The sequence below is a fragment of the Pseudoalteromonas sp. Z9A4 genome (assembly GCF_011378845.1).
Lineage (GTDB): Bacteria > Pseudomonadota > Gammaproteobacteria > Enterobacterales > Alteromonadaceae > Pseudoalteromonas > Pseudoalteromonas arctica.
This window is the reverse complement of the sequence record NZ_WTLA01000025.1, coordinates 1-16160: the sequence shown is the minus strand read 5'-3', so window position 1 is coordinate 16160 and position 16160 is coordinate 1. Positions and strand designations below refer to the sequence as shown.

Sequence of the window (16160 nt, the reverse complement as noted above, 5' to 3'; positions counted from 1 at the left end):
TAATTTAGTTCTCTAAATTGCAACTAACTTCATCTTCGCGTCTGACAGCAGACAAGGCTGAAGCTACAATACCAGTGGGGACAGCTACGAGTCCAAGCCCAATCATTAAGATGAAAAAAGTAAAAAAACGTCCCCCAATAGTTATAGGGTAGATATCGCCATATCCAACTGTAGTTAATGTGGCAACTGACCACCAAAGGCTATCAAAAATTGATTTAAAAACCTCTGGCTGCGCAGTGTGCTCAAAATGATAAATACCTACAGCTGAAAGATATAATAAAACCAAACTCATCCCTGTAAAAATAACTAACTCTTCTTTTGCTAAGTAAATAGCCCTCGCAAATCGAAGTAAAGCAGTGTTATATCTTACTACCTTCAATACTCGAACTAATCTTAATAGCCTAATTAAGCGTAATGTCCTTAAATCTACAGCAAATGCTAGATAAAAAGGTAAAATAGCAACAAGATCCACAACTCCATAGAAACTAAAAACAAAGTTTAGCCTGCGTTGCGATAAGGCAACCCTTGTTAAATATTCAAGAGTAAAAATTACAGCAATTAACAGTTCGGAGTACTTTAAAAATACTTTTGTTTCACTACTTAAGTCTGGCAATGTTTCAACTGAGAAACACAATACAGAAAATAAAATTAACCCGGAAATGACCCATACGAATATTGGTCTATCTAAAAATATTTTATCATCTTCCTTAACAACCACATTTATTCCTTGATATTAAAATTCAATAGTCTAAAAGCGCCTTTAGGTATTTTTTAAATTAATTCAAGACCTTTATTGGCAAATATACTTGTGCACTTAAACCGCCTTCTGGGCGGTTTTCTAGCTTTACTTTACCGTCGTGCATATCAACAATGCGTTTAATAATAGCAAGGCCTAAACCACTGCCTTCACTTCCGCGAGCTGCATCGCCTTGTTTAAAGGGCTCAAACACAGACTCTAGTTCGTTTTCAGGAATGCCGGGGCCATTATCGTTTACAGCGATAACTACATACTTTTTGTTTGAATTAAAGTAGCTAAGTACTTCAATATCGCCCTCAGAATAACGCAGCGCATTACCAATCATGTTGGTAATTACACGTTTAATAGCCACAGAGCTTAACGGTATATTGCCTATATTTGGATTACTTTTAAACGTAATAGTACGTTGATGCTGAAGCTCAGAATTGACAACCTCGGCAACTAAAGCATTGATATCTTCGCAACTTAGTTCTTCACGTTTATGGTGGCGTAGATACTCAATAAACTGATCAATAATCCCGTTCATGTCTTCTATATCGTAAATAATACCTTCACGAAGATAATCATCTTCATCAACCATCATTTCGGTGGCTAAACGGATACGCGTAAGCGGCGTACGTAAATCATGAGATACACCGGCCATTAGTAAACGGCGGTCGTTTTCAAGTGCGGCAATTCCGCGCGACATTTGGTTAAACGCGCGCGTTACTTCTATTACTTCTGTTGAGCCTTGTTCTTCTAACTTGGTAGAAAAGTCGCCTTTACCCACTTTCACTGCAGCTTGTTGCAGTGCTTTTAATGGTCTATTAAGGTGTCTTGCAAACAACCACCCACCCAGCACACTTAAAAAGCCAATACTTGATAAGTAAAAAGTTAAAAACTCTAAGTTGTTCTCTTTAAAGCCTTTAAGCGGTACTTTTACCCAATAACCTGGCGCTTGCGGTGCTTCAACCCAATAAATCAACGGATCAGTTTGGCTAATACGTACACGAGAATAACCACCAAGTTGCTCAGTCATGCTGCGCGATAGCATAGAATATTCGCGGCTTTGCCCAAGCCCTTGGCGCATTGCTTCGCGCTGCGTCATGACTTCAATGCCGGTAATTTCAAAAAACTTTGCAGATACTTCGTCGTTTATTTCAACGCCATCTTCCCAGTCAATGAATACTGTTTTAATTTGCTTAGCAAGCATCAAGTTAACTTGCTCAATGGTTGGTTTTACAACATAAAAACTAACCGTAACATAAGACACTATTTGATTTATGAGCAGCAGAGCCGCCACTAAAAAAACAGTTTGTCCAAAAGCACTGCGCGGAAACATGCCCATAAATATTACTTTTCACCGTCGGGAACAAACACATACCCCAAACCCCAAACGGTTTGAATATATCGTGGATTGGCAGCATCTACTTCGATCATGCGGCGAAGTCTCGACACTTGCACATCAATGCTTCGCTCAAGCGCACTGTAATCGCGGCCACGCGCTAAGTTCATTAGCTTATCGCGGCTAAGTGGCTCACGTGGATGCGAAACAAGCGCTTTAAGCACTGCAAACTCACCACTGGTAAGCGATATTGTTTTATCCCCTTCACTCATTTCGCGCGTTGCTAAATTAAGCGTAAATTTACCAAAAGCGATTAAGTTTTCTTCAGCAGCAGGTGCGCCTGGCACTTCTTTTGCGCGGCGACGTAAAATGGCTTTTATGCGAGCAAGTAGCTCTCGTGGATTAAATGGTTTTGGAATGTAATCGTCAGCGCCAAGTTCAAGGCCAATAATGCGATCTACTTCGTCGCCCTTTGCAGTAAGCATAACAATAGGAATTTCATTTTCTTTTTGGCGTAGACGGCGGCAAATAGATAAGCCATCCTCGCCTGGGAGCATTAAATCGAGAACCATTAAGTGAAAGTTTTCTCGCTCTAGGAGTCTATCCATTTGCTCCGAGTTTCCTGCGGTTCTAACAATAAAGCCTTGCTCTACTAAATAACGTTCAAGCAAACTGCGTAAGCGCATATCGTCATCAACAACTAATACTTTTGTGGTTTCGTGTCCCATAATCTCTTTCTTATTTTTATATCCAATTACTAGTTAATATAAATGAAAAACTTAATAATCAAAAACTAATTACTTGCTTAGATTGTTACTGAACATTTCAAAGCTTACTTACTCGTACTTTATTACATTTTACGCTCGACAAGTTTTGGCAAATTTAATAACGTGCACACCATTAGAGCTAATAAAGAATTCACCATGAAAACAAATTTAGTTACCCGCGAAGGTTACTTACAATTACAACAAGAACACGACCAACTATGGAACGTTAAACGCCCAGAAGTAACAAAAATAGTAAGCTGGGCAGCCAGCCTCGGAGATCGCTCTGAGAACGCAGACTATCAGTACAACAAGCGTTTGCTACGCCAAATTGACCGTCGTGTACGCTATTTACGCAAACGCATACCTGATTTAAAAATCATCGACTACTCTCCCGTTCAAGATGGAAAAGTGTTTTTTGGTGCATGGGTCGAAATTGAAAACGAAGAAGATGAAACTAAAAAATTCAGAATTGTCGGACCTGATGAAATTTACGACCGAAAAGATTACATATCGATAGACTCACCTATGGCGCGGGCGCTGATTAAAAAACAAGTAGATGACGATTTTGAAGTACCTACTCCTCAGGGTAAAAAGCAGTGGTATGTAAACAGTATCGATTACCAAAAAAAGAAATAAAAAGTTTTGATTCAGATCATGTTAACTTTTGATTGTGTAAATTAAACCAATAAGCTATAACTGAATTATTCAAGTTGATTTGTTTAATTTGAAAGCAGTTAATTAAGGTCGTGGTTATGTCAAACATAGTACAGCGCATATTAAATAATGCCGTATTGTTTGCACTTTTAATGAGTGTAAGTTTGACGCTGCATGCCAGTAACACTGAAGTAAACCTTGATAACGCTAAACTATCTAATCACTTTATTGCTTGTGACATTCCTGACCAAGCAAACCTCGATTTTGACGTAGACTCTCACGTTAATACTATTACCTTTAGGTCGCCTCAACCACTTCCTAATGTCGTAGATTCTTTTTATAAGAGCACCAACCTAAACAGACCTTTTAGCACTGCGTACCAACGCGGACCACCTAGCTATTTAATTTAATTCATTATTTTACAACTTAATTAAATTTTATAACTACTAAGGTGACTACTATGTCTAACTTTAAAGAATTACGTACTCAAAATGTTTCTCACGGCGTTATTGCAAGCACATTTGCAGATGACCAACCATTGATTGATTTATCATCTCCAGCGCTAAAAATGGTAAATAACTTTACTCAAAAAACGCCTATTCGTGCAGAGCATACAACAACGATTACAGATGCACTTAAACAAGTTAGCTCGCAACAATCTGATTTTGTTTTAGTAACCGACGAGAACCAAAAATTGATTGGTCTTGTTTCTAGCGCCGATTTGCAAAGCTCTAAAATTACTATTATTGCAGAGCGTTTAAATACCCCAAGAAGTGAAGTAAGCTTGCGCGATATTATGACGCCAATTAGCCGACTTACAGGTGTAAGCATGCAAAGTTTAAGCTATGCATGTATTGGTGATGCGCTGCAAACAATGGAGCATCAAGGTGTAATGTTTTTATTAGTAACAACAGCAAGTAGCGAAATTTGTGGTTTAATTTCAGCTCGCCAAATAGCTAAAACATTACATATTCCACTGCATATTAGCCCTATTGCTCACTCTTTCAGTGAAGTATTAGAAAACATTGAGCACCCTCACTAGGGCGCTCTTTTAGTTGAATTGATTTACTCCCCTCCCAACCATCTTAAAGCAAGTGAAATAGCTTGCTTTAAGAGCTTTTTATTACTACCTCCTGTGATATTATTCAAGCAATTAACGGCGCCAGTAACACGCTTCTGGTCTTATTTTATTGTATAAAAAGGTTTTTGCATGAGCGATATCTCTGCACGTTTAGCCGGTGAGTTAAACGCACAGCAGCAACAGGTTGTTGCAGCTACAAAATTACTTGATGAAGGCGCAACTGTTCCTTTTATTGCCCGCTACAGAAAAGAAGTTACCGGCGGCCTAGACGACACCCAATTACGCCTTTTAGAGCAGCGTTTATCGTATTTACGTGAACTAGAAGAGCGCCGTAGTTTTATTTTATCGACCATCGAATCGCAAAATAAATTAACGCCAGAGCTAAGTGCCGATATAACTAATGCACAAAGTAAAACTGAACTTGAAGATTTATACCTACCTTATAAAGCTAAGCGCCGTACTAAAGGCCAAATAGCAATTGAAGCTGGTTTAGAGCCTCTTGCAGATGCACTATTTAAAGATGCTAACCTTGACCCAGAGCAACAAGCAGATCAATTTGTAAGTGCTGAAAAAGGCTTTGCAGATACAAAAGCTGTACTCGAAGGCGCTAAATTTATCTTGATGGAGCGCTTTGCTGAAGACGCAAAATTACTTGCTAAATTTAGAAGTCACATAAGCCAAAACGGCGCAATTGAAAGCACTGTAATTAAAGGCCAAGAGCAAGCTGGTGCAAAATACCGTGACTACTTCGAGCATCAAGAACTTCTCAAAAAAGTACCTTCTCACCGTGCGCTTGCTATGCTTAGAGCCCGAAATGAAGGTGTACTTCAGTTAAATGTTAATCCAGAGCCTAGCGCTGAAAATTCAGCGCAACTATGTGCCAACATGATTGCTGACCATTACCGTTTAGATATTAAATATAAAGCGGCAAGTCCTTGGTTATTAAACGTTGTGCAATGGGCGTGGAAAATTAAGTTAGGATTACACCTAGAGAATGAATTTTTTGCAGCAATGCGCGAAAAAGCAGAAGCTGGTGCAATCGACGTATTTGCTAAAAACTTAAAAGATTTATTAATGGCAGCACCTGCAGGCCCTCGTACTACTTTAGGTCTTGATCCAGGCCTTCGTACTGGCTGTAAGATTGCCGTTGTTGATAGCACAGGTAAATTACTAGCTACACAAACTATTTTCCCTCATGCACCACAAAATCATTGGGATAAATCAGTGCGTACGTTAGAGCAACTTTGTCGTCAGCATAAAGTTGAGCTAATTGCGATTGGTAACGGTACTGCATCACGCGAATCAGATAAGTTGGTTGCTGAGCTTATGAAAGCAAACAGCGAACTTAAGCTTAGTAAAATTATGGTTAGCGAAGCGGGTGCATCGGTTTACTCAGCTTCTGAATTTGCAGCTAATGAATTCCCAGATTTAGATGTTTCTATACGAGGGGCTGTCTCTATTGCGCGCCGCCTTCAAGATCCTCTTGCTGAACTTGTTAAAATTGAGCCAAAATCAATTGGTGTTGGCCAATACCAACACGATGTATCGCAAAGCCAATTAGGCCAAAGCCTTATTTCAGTAGTTGAAGACTGTGTAAACTCAGTAGGCGTAGATTTAAACATGGCATCGGTACCGCTACTTACACGCGTATCTGGTTTAAACAAAACATTAGCGCAAAATATCGTTAATTATCGCGATGCTAACGGCACATTTACTAAACGTAGTGAGCTTAAAAAGGTTGAGCGTTTAGGGCCAAAAGCATTTGAACAAGCGGCTGGTTTTTTACGTATTAACAATGGTAGCGATCCTCTAGATAACTCATCAGTTCACCCTGAAGCTTATCCTGTTGTTAAACGTATTTGTGAACGCAATAGCGTAGATGTCAGTAACCTAATTGGTAACAGCGACTTTTTAACTAAACTTGCTGCAAACGATTACACTGACGAAAAATTTGGCTTACCAACCGTTACCGACATTATTACTGAGCTTGATAAACCAGGCCGAGATCCTCGTCCTGAATTTAAAACAGCTGAGTTTAAAGCCGGTGTTGAAAAAATTAGTGACCTAAAACCAGGTATGATTTTAGAAGGCGTGGTTTCAAACGTTGCTAATTTTGGTGCGTTTGTTGATGTAGGTGTTCACCAAGATGGTTTAGTGCATATTTCAGCAATCACGAATAAATTTATATCAGATCCGCGTGAAGTTGTTAAAGCTGGTGATATTGTAAAGGTTAAAGTTGTTGAAGTAGACGCTGCACGTAAACGTATAAGCTTTACTATGCGCTTAGATGACGACATTGACACAAGTAATAAGTCAGCAGCGCCAGCTACGCAAAAGCCACAAGCACGTGCTAATAATTCGCAACCTCGCGCTGCAAAGCCTAAACGTGACAACGGTAATGCGTTAATGGGTAATGCATTTGCCGATGCGTTCGCTAATGCTAAAGTGAAAAAATAATAGTTGTACAGCTAAGCTAAAACGAAAAAAACCGCGTAAGCGGTTTTTTTGTGGTTACGTTTTACTAAATTATTAACTTAACGCTGAAAAACTACTTTGGCTCGCTGGCGATGTAGCCATTTGATAAAAGTTAGCAATACGCCCCGCCCGTGCCTCAACATCGGCATCACGTGTTTGCTCATCACTTTTAGCTGTTTTTGTATCGTTGCTTTCATCGCTAGAGAATGAAGCTTCAAGCTTACTTTTTGCGTCTTCGTCGTCTTCTCTTTCAGGTTGTGCAAGCTCAGCTTGAGCCGCTGCTAGCTTTTGCGTAGCATCTGCGGCAATAGAGCGATCAGCTCCCGAAGGCTCTGCAGGCGCTAATGCGGCAGCTCGTACCGTTTGCATTTTGTCTATAGTCGCTTGCGGGTCACCCGGAATTTCTGACACATCTATTTGTACTTCTCCGCCAACTGCGTAGTTAGTACCATCTGGGCCACGTTGATACTCATAGCTTGGCGAGCCAGCATGTTGCCCACCTACAGAAGCGTGCGCTTGCTCGTGTATTCGTACTTCAGTATCTCGTGCTTTTAGCTCTGTAATTTGTTGTTGTTCTTGTTCTAATTGCAGCTCTTCTTGCTCAGATTCTTTTTTCTCAATTGCTTCACTTTCTTCCTCAGAGCCCTCAGGGTTTTCTGAGTTTCCATCGCGCTGCTGAACTGACTTTTCGTCTGCTATTTTCCCCGTTGCGTTATACGTCGCACCATCGCTACTGCCTGGTAATTTTGCTTTTTCAGAATCACTTTGCGCTTTGGTTTCTGTATTGCTTGCGCTACTAGATGCGGGAGCAGGAATAACTTCGCGTAGTTGGTTGTCACGCCGTGCAGTTTCCGTATAAACATTTGCAGTGTTTATATTAATAGATGGAAATGGCGTGACAATATTCATAATACTAAACTTTAATATCGATTAACGTGCCAAGTACATCATCGGCCGTTTGAATTGATTGCGTATTTGCCTTGGCATTAAACTCTTCAACTTTTAAGTTAACAAGTGCTTCATCAACACGAGCAGGCTGTGCTACAGGTGCAGTAATAGCTTCTTCAGGGCGTGCTGCTGTAAGCTGACGTTGCTGCGCTAATTGCGCGTCATCTTGCTGTTCTATACTGGCACGGTTAATCTCAGCACTGGCTTTTTCAATACCTTGGCTAGCTCGATTAAACCCTTCTACACCACTATTAAATACAGATCCGATTGGCATATTAAAACCTCCACCAAATAAACATTGTTTAATTATCGCTCAGGTTCTGCTCAAAATAAAGCTTTAAACAGCGCTATTCTTAGCTCTATTTTAAAGCATTGATTTAACGACAGATAAAAACTCACTTTTATGAGAAATAAATGGCGCGTGCGACGCTTTATCTAGCACCTCGTATTCAAACTCAGTATTTAGTACTGACATTTCACTAATTGCTTTATAAGGCACTAAGGCATCAAGTCGGCCAAATACTCCTTTGATAGGTACTGGGCAATGAGCAAATAAATCGCGTAAATCGTCGTTTTGTAAAATATCTAAACCAGCACTCAGGGCGTCGCTTTGTGGTGCGCTGTACTGATTTAGTAATTGTTTAAGCAGCTTTATATCATCACGCGCCGACTCGCTACCCATCGCTTGAATAGCTAAAAAGCGCTCTATTGTTTTTTCTCGATGATTAACTAACTGCTCTTTAAACTGCGCCAATACATTCGCTTTTATTCCGGGCCAATTATCTGCCTCAGCAAAGAAAGGAGTCGATGCAATTAAAATAACTTTTGATACTTTTTCAGGCCAATGCTTAGCAATATAAAGTGCAAACAATCCACCTAACGACCACCCCATTAAAATGGTCTTCGGCTTTAACTGCTTACTTAAAGTTTCAGCTGCATCATGCAAAGTATAAGGGCTTGGGCAAACATGGCTATTACCAAACCCAGGTAGGTCAAGGCTACGTACACTTCCTGAATATAAAAACTCAAGTTCTGGCTGTACTAACTGCCATACGCCCTGATTCATTCCCCAACCATGTAATAACACTAACTCATTTTGCATATTTGCCTAACCTTTACCAAACTTAGGCTCATCATAACGTTTAAAAAGGCGATTGCAATGCAAGGAGCGAGTCAGTGAAACAAGCCGTTTTAAATTGGTTATTTCCCTCTTATTGCGTGCAATGTCAAAATACGATTACGACCTCTTTAGGGCTTTGTGATTATTGCCTTGAAGATTTACCATTGTTTGATTTTAGTAAGCATAAGAATTTACTGCATCGACCCGATATTGTTGAGATGTTTCCTAATTGCGAGTTTGATAAATTATTTGCCTGTGCTTTTTATCAACCTCCCTTTGAACATTGGCTTAAAAGGCTAAAATTTAATAATCAAATTCATTATAAAAAGGCATTGCAGCAAGTTATACAAAAACAATTAACGCAGTTTTTTGAGCAAAGCCCTACTTTGCCAGATACCTTTATTATTTTACCTCTTCATAAAAGCCGATTCATTACTCGCGGGTTTAATCAGGTAAGCCAAGTTTGGCAACCATGTTTAGCTAATTACGCATCAGTGAGTAACGTACTTATTCGCGATAAAAAAACACAAGCCCAGTCGGAGCTATCTAAAGCAAAGCGTATTAAAAACTTAAAAAATGCCTTTATTTGTACAGAGGATATGGACGGTAAAACAGTCGCTATTGTTGATGATGTGATGACGACAGGGGCAACATTAAACGCAGCTACTAGTGCACTAAAACAAGCAGGCGCTAAACAAGTGTGGGCTTTTACAACTTGCTTAACGCCTATTTAATTATTAAAAAGTATTATACCAATCCGCAATAATACTTAATCATTTTACGGGGCTAAACGTGTCGCTACCTGAGTTAAAAAATTTTCATTTACGACTGCATGGATGCAGAAGGTAGAGCAATGCAGGAGCAATTGCCGAGAACAACTAAATAGCGAATTTTTTGCCTAGCTCTCAACACGTTTTTCCATCCTCAAAATAGATCACTTAATTTAAGCGAATTAGTATTATTCGCCATTTGCACGAAACGTATGGCCAAAAAATAAAGCGTTGCTTAGTAGTCGACTAGTCCCATACCAGTAACCTCTAAATACAGGGTCATCGGTCATGCCTATTACTGTACCTCGTCCGTATGAGTGAGCAATTAAGCCTGCGCCGCCAGCAACTTGCTCAACATTAACGGCATCGGTAAAGCCTGCCAATAATGGATTTTTAGTGTAGGTAAGTATATTTACGAACGGAGCATCGGAAGCTTCTAGCAACCAAGTACTGTTTTTGAATACGGGCAATGTATTACGCTTAAGTGAAAATGTAAGCGGATGAGTTAAATCTACATTAGTATTAAAAATAGCACCTGCAATGCGTTGACGTCCTGCTAAATGATCTTTATCGCCATAACTTAAATCTGTCGTTTTAAATGCACTTGCTACATCTTGTCGTGATAGATAGCTTGCTTTGAGTAATTGCTGATCAGCTAAAAATTTAGCGCCGCCTTTGTGACCCCAAATAACGCCGCCTTTTCTTACCCAGCTTTTAATAGCAACTTTGTCGGCATCAGATAAGCTATTGTAATTGCCATGAGCAAGCACAATATGACTGTAGTCACTTAACTCGAGTGAACTAAAGCGGTTCATTTCAACAATTGTTGGTGCAACACCTACAAAGCGATCTAGGTAATACCACACTTCGCCGACTTCGTACTGGCTTGCGCCTTGCCCGCCAATAAGCAGTACTTTTGGAGCACTAACAACCGCCATTGATCGCGACCCTAAATCGGCTCCTTTACTTGTTAAACCTGATGTAATCGGTTTGATTGCAATACCAAACTCATTTTGTGCTTTATTTAGCAAGGTAATCCAATCTGTATTTGTTTGTAGTCCAGCCGGTATAATAATACTTCCAGGTTTAAAATTAATTTCTCCTGATGTTGATTTAGCCGTTAATGCTTTTAGCGCTACACGTGCTTTTATACCTTGCTGTAATAAGCTATTTAACATTTTAGGTGCTAAATAATCATCCCACGAAAAACCAAATGCGTAACCTTCGGTGAGTGAAGAAAATGATGGGGTTGCTACTTTTTCCCATGCTTTATCAGCAACCTTTAATCCCCAACTACTTTTAACTTTAGAAAATGGCAAATTAAACGCATGCGCTAATGTCCAGCCAGATACATCGTAAAAAGTATTATCAGCAAAGTTTTTTTGCTCACTAAAAATCGCTTTTACCAAACGATATTGTGGTTGTGCTAATGGTACAAAATAGCTATGTGTACTGAAATTCTTACCATCTGCTTTTAATGATTTAGTAAGTGGGTAAGCGTTAATTTGATGCTGCTTTAACAATTCTAAAAAGTGCTTAATACGGGTGTTGTCGCTTGCACCTTCAACAACATAACCTTCAAAGCTTTCATCGCTGGCTAAATCAGTAGCCTGATTATAAAATTTAGCTTGGTAATCCAATAACGCTTGGCGGTTATCAACTGCTGCCTTAAAGGTAGATAAACTCGTTAACAGTTGATTTTTAATAGTGAAAGGAAAGCTCAAAGGTCCATTTATAGTTTCTTGAATATGTCCACGAGAACTTGCCTGCTCAAATAAAATGCCTATGCCACCATTTACATCGGGATAGGTTGAACCTTTACCGTAATAGAAGTCATCAAAGCTTTCTTCAGTAAAATAAAGTGCGTTGTTTTCATCTAACGTTTTTGCGTGATAGTTAGCAATCGCTTTAGTTAACGTTACATTTTCATCAGGTGTTATTGGGTGTTTACGGCTTGGAATACCTGGTTGAAAAAAGTAACTGCTATTAGGCCCCATTTCATGAAAATCGGTTAAGACATTTGGTTTCCACTGATGAAATTTAGCAATACGCGCGCGCGATTCAGGATGCTGTAGTAATAACCAGTCACGATTTAAATCAAACCAGTAGTGATTGGTACGACTACTTGGCCAGTTTTCAACATGTTCACGGGTTTTAGGGTCACTTGATAAGTTCATGCCTCGGTTACTGTTTGCCCAATTAGCAAAACGAGCAAGCCCGTCAGGATTAAGTGAAGGGTCGAGTAAAATAACCGTGTTATTTAATAGCTCATCTATTTCAGTACCTTGTGCAGCAGCTAAGTAATATGCCACCAGCAAAGATGAGTTACTACCTGATGACTCATTACCATGCACACTGTATCCCATCCATACAACAGCAGGGTCGTCTTGTGCTTTACCACTGTTATTACTTAAGCGTGCTAAGTGAGCTTGGCGTGTCTGCTCTATGCTTGATAACTTATCAGCAGCAGTAATTGTTAGCATTACTAACGGGCGTTGTTCATGCGTGCGGCCAATCACCTCAAAATTTATACGGTCGCTTTTATCAGCAAGTATTTCCATATAACGTACGAGCTGATCGTGTCTCACGTGCCACTCTCCTACTTCGTAACCGAGTACTTGCTCAGGAGTAGGAATTGAAGGGTCAAATTTTACATCTTGTTCAAAATAATACGAAAGTGGCTTAGCTACACTTGAAAAGCTAAGCAACACCACCATTAATGTTAATACCAAACGCATATAAATCACTCAAAAAATGTTCGTTGTTTGCACGCTACCATTGCTTAAAATAGATGCCAACTTTTTACGCTCAACACTAGCCGCAACACGATGAGCGGAGTATGATACGCAGTATCCGAGTAATTTAGTCAAGTATAGATGGTTTTATGATTTCTATTTCCGAAACAGCGCAAGCGCATTTTGCTAAACTATTAGCAGATCAATCACAACAAACCAATATTCGTGTGTTTGTTGTAAACCCTGGTTCATCACAAGCGGAATGTGGTGTGTCTTATTGTCCAGAAGACGCTGTAGAAGCGAGCGATATTCGCCTAAACTTTAACGGTTTTGATGCCGTTGTAGATGCTGAAAGTGCTCCATTTTTAGAAGAAGCTGAAATCGATTTTGTTACCGACAAAATGGGTACTCAGTTAACGCTAAAAGCACCAAATGCAAAGGCGCGTAAAATAGGTAACGATGCATCGTTAAACGAACGTGTACAGCACATGCTAGAAACCGAAGTAAATCCACAACTTGCTAACCACGGTGGTCAAGTAAGCCTTGTTGAAATTACAGCTGCAGGTATAGCTATACTTCAGTTTGGTGGTGGTTGTAACGGTTGTTCTATGATCGATGTAACGCTAAAAGAAGGCATTGAAAAAGAAATGATAGCTAAGTTTGAAGAAATCACCGGTGTTGCTGATATAACAGAGCACGAAGCGGGCGATCACTCTTACTATTAGGCCTTCTAAATGCTAAAGCAGCTTATTTATCGCTTAGGGAGCAACCCTAAGCTGAGCTTAAAGCGCTTTTTTCGCGGCTTAGCACTGTTTGTGCTAGCCGTGATATTCGTATCTATTGGGTATTACACTCACTACAGCTTACAAATAATTGGCGTTATAATTTTACTCCCCGCATTATTTTTTGCCGGTTGGGGCTACTGCGGTATTTTTGCTAATCGTTTTTCACAAGTTTTAAAAGATATGGGCCCTAAACACCACGACCCCGATCTCTGGAAATAAACCATTTATTTAGTTTAATCTAATAGCTGATTATTTATTTTTAAGTGGTGATATTTAATTATTAATGTAAGCCCGCGCATTAACATAAAACAGCTCATAGCCAGCCATAACCCGTTATTTTGCCAGTCTATAAACACCCAAAACACACCAAAAAAGCCAACTCCTGCTGAAAGTATCATACTGTTACGCATGTTCTTTGCTCGCGTAAGCCCTACAAAAACACCATCAAACAAAAAGCAACTCATGGCCAAAATAGGCAACACTATTAGCCATGGTAAATAGTGTGTTGCCTCTTGAATAACCTCTGGCACATTGGTTAAAAGCTTGATTATACCGCTGCCAAATAATGCAAAAAAAGCGCTATATAAGACGCCAAAAAGCATGCCCCAAAATACACTTATTTTAACCCAAAGCTCTATATTTTTAACGCTTCCTTGGCCTTTAGCTTGCCCTACTTTTGCCTCAGACGCGTAAGCAACGCCATCAAGAGCAAAACTCACCAACATTAGAAAGTTAAGTAAAACAGCATTAGCAGCTAATGTTGTTTCGCCTATACGCGCTGCGTAAAACGTCATAAAACTAAAGCATAATTGCAGTATTAAAGAGCGAATAAATATATCTCTATTCAAACTCAATAATTCAGCCATTTTGCTAATACTCAACCAATTCGGTACATTTAGATCAATGTCTTGTTTTTTAGCTAGTTTAACCACTAAAAACAGTGCAAATACTAAAGCCGTATAATCAGCAATAAGTGAAGCCCACGCAGCGCCTGCAACTGCCCAATCTAAATAAACAACAAAATAAATATCGAGTACTATATTAACGATATTAGTGACGAGTAATAAATAAAATGGGCCTCGACCATAATGCACACCAAGCATCCAACCCAGTAACACTAAATTACACAATGCTGCTGGAGCACTAAAAATACGAATGCTAAAATACTGATACGCTTGGATAAGTACATCGCTATTGGCGGCGGAGAGGTAAGCAATAGCGTGCTTTATTAATGGGGATAACACAATTAATAGCACAGCCACTGCGCTTGCAAGCAATAAGCTTCGTTTAAGTAAAGCGGCAAGTTGGGTTAAATCGTTTTTTCCGTATGCTTGTGCCACGAGCCCCGTGGTACTCATTCTTAAAAAACCAGCAAGCCAAAATAAAATAGATATAACTGCAGAGCCAAGGGCAATACCCGCTAAGTAATGAGCGCTTCCTAAGTGCCCAATTACAGCAGTATCAACAATTCCTAACAACGGCACTGTGATATTTGATAGTATCATCGGACCCGCTAACAACAGCAAGCTTTTATGGTGTGCCTTATTATGTATAAGAAATTGTTTCATTTAGTATTATTTATCCTCATTAGTGTATCTGTGCGGGCTCAAGCAGCCGTTATTTTACAGTATCATCATGTTAGTGAAACCCTACCTGCTGTAACAAGCGTTAGCGCCAATACATTCACTAAACATTTGAGCTATTTAAAAGAGCACAACTTTAACGTTATTCCTCTTAATGACTTAATAAACGCACTTCAGCAAGGTGAAACCTTACCTGATAAAACTGTCGCCATCACCTTTGATGATGGTTATAACAATAACTATGAACAAGCCGCGCCTATTTTAGAAAAGTTTGGCTACCCGTACACTATCTTTGTAAATCCTAAATTAATAGACGAGGGCATGAGCTACGTAATGGGGTGGGATAAGCTCAAAGAATTATCTAAAAAAGGGGCATTAATAGCCAATCATAGCGGACAACATGATTACTTACACCTTAAGCTTGAAAACGAAACCGATGCACAATGGCAATCACGTATTAAGCAAGATATTATTAGCTCTCAAAAGCGTATAAAAGAAGAAATAGGCCACGACTATAAATACTTAGCATACCCGTATGGTGAGTTTAATAACGAGCTGCAAGCACTTGTGACAGAGCTTGGTTTTGTGGGTATTGGTCAGCACTCCGGCGCTGTAAATAAAGACTCTAATTTTAGCCGCTTACCACGTTTTCCTGCATCAGGCTTTTACAGCAAACTAGAAACTCTTATTACTAAGCTTAACTCACGCGCGTTTAATATCACCAATTTAACTTATCAAGATAGCGTTACACAACAAAACCCACCCACGCTCACAATTGAATTTAAAATGGGTGACTTTCATAAAAGCCAATTTGCCTGTTACGTATCAAGCGTAGGCCAAGCAGATTTAAAATGGGTAAATAAAAATACAGTCGAAATAACCTCACCAAAGGTGCTTAATAAAGGGCGATCTCGTTTTAATTGTACGGCCCCTTCTATTTCTAGCCCTGGTGATTATTTTTGGTTTTCGCAGCCTTGGGTAATTGAAGCGCCTAAACCTTAACTGCCTGATGTAATAGTCGCTGGGTTATTTTATTAACTACTCTAGAGCACAAAAAAAGGAGCCTAAAGCTTAATGCCGATCAGTTAAGAAAATGACCGGTTGACCGATCCAAACGATCATGCAAAATCCGTAGTTAGGAAACTAACTACGGATTTTTTT

16 protein-coding genes are annotated in these 16160 nt (G+C 39.6%); 8 read left to right on the top strand and 8 right to left on the bottom strand.

Annotated elements, in window-relative coordinates; translation table 11 throughout:
* Positions 1–4: 4 nt before the first annotated feature.
* From GQR54_RS15690 to ompR, 3 genes are read right to left on the bottom strand one after another with little or no spacing between them, the layout of a single operon-like run.
* Positions 5–718 (bottom strand): ion transporter, encoded by a 714-nt coding sequence (locus tag GQR54_RS15690; protein ID WP_024594282.1) that lies wholly within the window; start codon positions 716–718, stop codon positions 5–7.
* A 58-nt stretch (positions 719–776) separates the two neighbouring features.
* Entirely contained in the window at positions 777–2084 is a 1308-nt protein-coding gene (envZ, locus tag GQR54_RS15685) for a two-component system sensor histidine kinase EnvZ (RefSeq protein WP_024594283.1), read from the bottom strand.
* Between the two features lie 5 nt (positions 2085–2089).
* Positions 2090–2809 carry a two-component system response regulator OmpR gene (gene ompR / locus GQR54_RS15680; protein WP_002959552.1) on the bottom strand — a complete coding sequence of 240 codons (720 nt, stop codon included), beginning with the start codon at positions 2807–2809 and terminating at the stop codon, positions 2090–2092.
* A 195-nt stretch (positions 2810–3004) separates the two neighbouring features.
* Between ompR and greB the strand changes: the two genes are divergently transcribed.
* The 4 genes from greB to GQR54_RS15660 all read left to right on the top strand — a co-directional run bounded on the left by greB (position 3005) and on the right by GQR54_RS15660 (position 7040).
* On the top strand, positions 3005–3484 hold the full coding sequence (gene greB, locus GQR54_RS15675) for a transcription elongation factor GreB (RefSeq protein ID WP_166378866.1): 480 nt from the start codon (positions 3005–3007) through the stop codon (positions 3482–3484).
* A 116-nt stretch (positions 3485–3600) separates the two neighbouring features.
* A complete protein-coding gene (locus GQR54_RS15670) occupies positions 3601–3912 on the top strand; it encodes a hypothetical protein (protein ID WP_007584977.1) in 312 nt (103 codons plus the stop codon).
* 50 nt (positions 3913–3962) lie between these two features.
* Positions 3963–4544 carry a CBS domain-containing protein gene (locus GQR54_RS15665; protein ID WP_010554942.1) on the top strand — a complete coding sequence of 194 codons (582 nt, stop codon included), beginning with the start codon at positions 3963–3965 and terminating at the stop codon, positions 4542–4544.
* Between the two features lie 168 nt (positions 4545–4712).
* Complete coding sequence (locus GQR54_RS15660; RefSeq protein WP_121955225.1) at positions 4713–7040, top strand: Tex family protein; 2328 nt, start codon at positions 4713–4715, stop codon at positions 7038–7040.
* Between the two features lie 72 nt (positions 7041–7112).
* Here GQR54_RS15660 and GQR54_RS15655 read toward each other — a convergent pair whose 3' ends face one another.
* The 3 genes from GQR54_RS15655 to bioH all read right to left on the bottom strand — a co-directional run bounded on the left by GQR54_RS15655 (position 7113) and on the right by bioH (position 9108).
* Positions 7113–7967, bottom strand: coding sequence for a putative metalloprotease CJM1_0395 family protein (locus GQR54_RS15655; RefSeq protein ID WP_166378864.1), 855 nt, complete (start codon positions 7965–7967; stop codon positions 7113–7115).
* 4 nt (positions 7968–7971) lie between these two features.
* On the bottom strand, positions 7972–8280 hold the full coding sequence (locus GQR54_RS15650) for a hypothetical protein (RefSeq protein WP_007584971.1): 309 nt from the start codon (positions 8278–8280) through the stop codon (positions 7972–7974).
* 90 nt (positions 8281–8370) lie between these two features.
* Positions 8371–9108, bottom strand: a complete 738-nt coding sequence (gene bioH / locus GQR54_RS15645; protein ID WP_010554945.1) for a pimeloyl-ACP methyl ester esterase BioH — start codon at positions 9106–9108, stop codon at positions 8371–8373.
* Positions 9109–9182: 74 nt separating this feature from the next.
* Here bioH and GQR54_RS15640 point away from each other — a divergent pair, with 74 nt between their 5' ends.
* Positions 9183–9860: a ComF family protein gene (locus tag GQR54_RS15640; protein WP_166378862.1), complete on the top strand. Its 678-nt coding sequence runs from the start codon at positions 9183–9185 to the stop codon at positions 9858–9860.
* Between the two features lie 224 nt (positions 9861–10084).
* Here the strand turns inward: GQR54_RS15640 and GQR54_RS15635 are convergent, their stop codons facing one another.
* A complete protein-coding gene (locus GQR54_RS15635; protein ID WP_166378860.1) occupies positions 10085–12634 on the bottom strand; it encodes a M14 family zinc carboxypeptidase in 2550 nt (849 codons plus the stop codon).
* 146 nt (positions 12635–12780) lie between these two features.
* On the opposite strand from GQR54_RS15635, the gene nfuA reads away from it, so the two are divergent.
* Both nfuA and GQR54_RS15625 read left to right on the top strand, forming a co-directional pair.
* Complete coding sequence (nfuA, locus tag GQR54_RS15630; protein ID WP_007584966.1) at positions 12781–13356, top strand: Fe-S biogenesis protein NfuA; 576 nt, start codon at positions 12781–12783, stop codon at positions 13354–13356.
* A gap of 9 nt (positions 13357–13365) precedes the next feature.
* Positions 13366–13635 (top strand): hypothetical protein, encoded by a 270-nt coding sequence (locus GQR54_RS15625; protein ID WP_165726594.1) that lies wholly within the window; start codon positions 13366–13368, stop codon positions 13633–13635.
* A 14-nt stretch (positions 13636–13649) separates the two neighbouring features.
* On the opposite strand, the gene GQR54_RS15620 is transcribed toward GQR54_RS15625, so the two are convergent.
* Positions 13650–14921 (bottom strand): MATE family efflux transporter, encoded by a 1272-nt coding sequence (locus GQR54_RS15620; RefSeq protein ID WP_166378858.1) that lies wholly within the window; start codon positions 14919–14921, stop codon positions 13650–13652.
* A 42-nt stretch (positions 14922–14963) separates the two neighbouring features.
* On the opposite strand from GQR54_RS15620, the gene GQR54_RS15615 reads away from it, so the two are divergent.
* Positions 14964–16001 carry a polysaccharide deacetylase family protein gene (locus tag GQR54_RS15615; RefSeq protein ID WP_010554949.1) on the top strand — a complete coding sequence of 346 codons (1038 nt, stop codon included), beginning with the start codon at positions 14964–14966 and terminating at the stop codon, positions 15999–16001.
* Positions 16002–16160 lie beyond the last annotated feature (159 nt).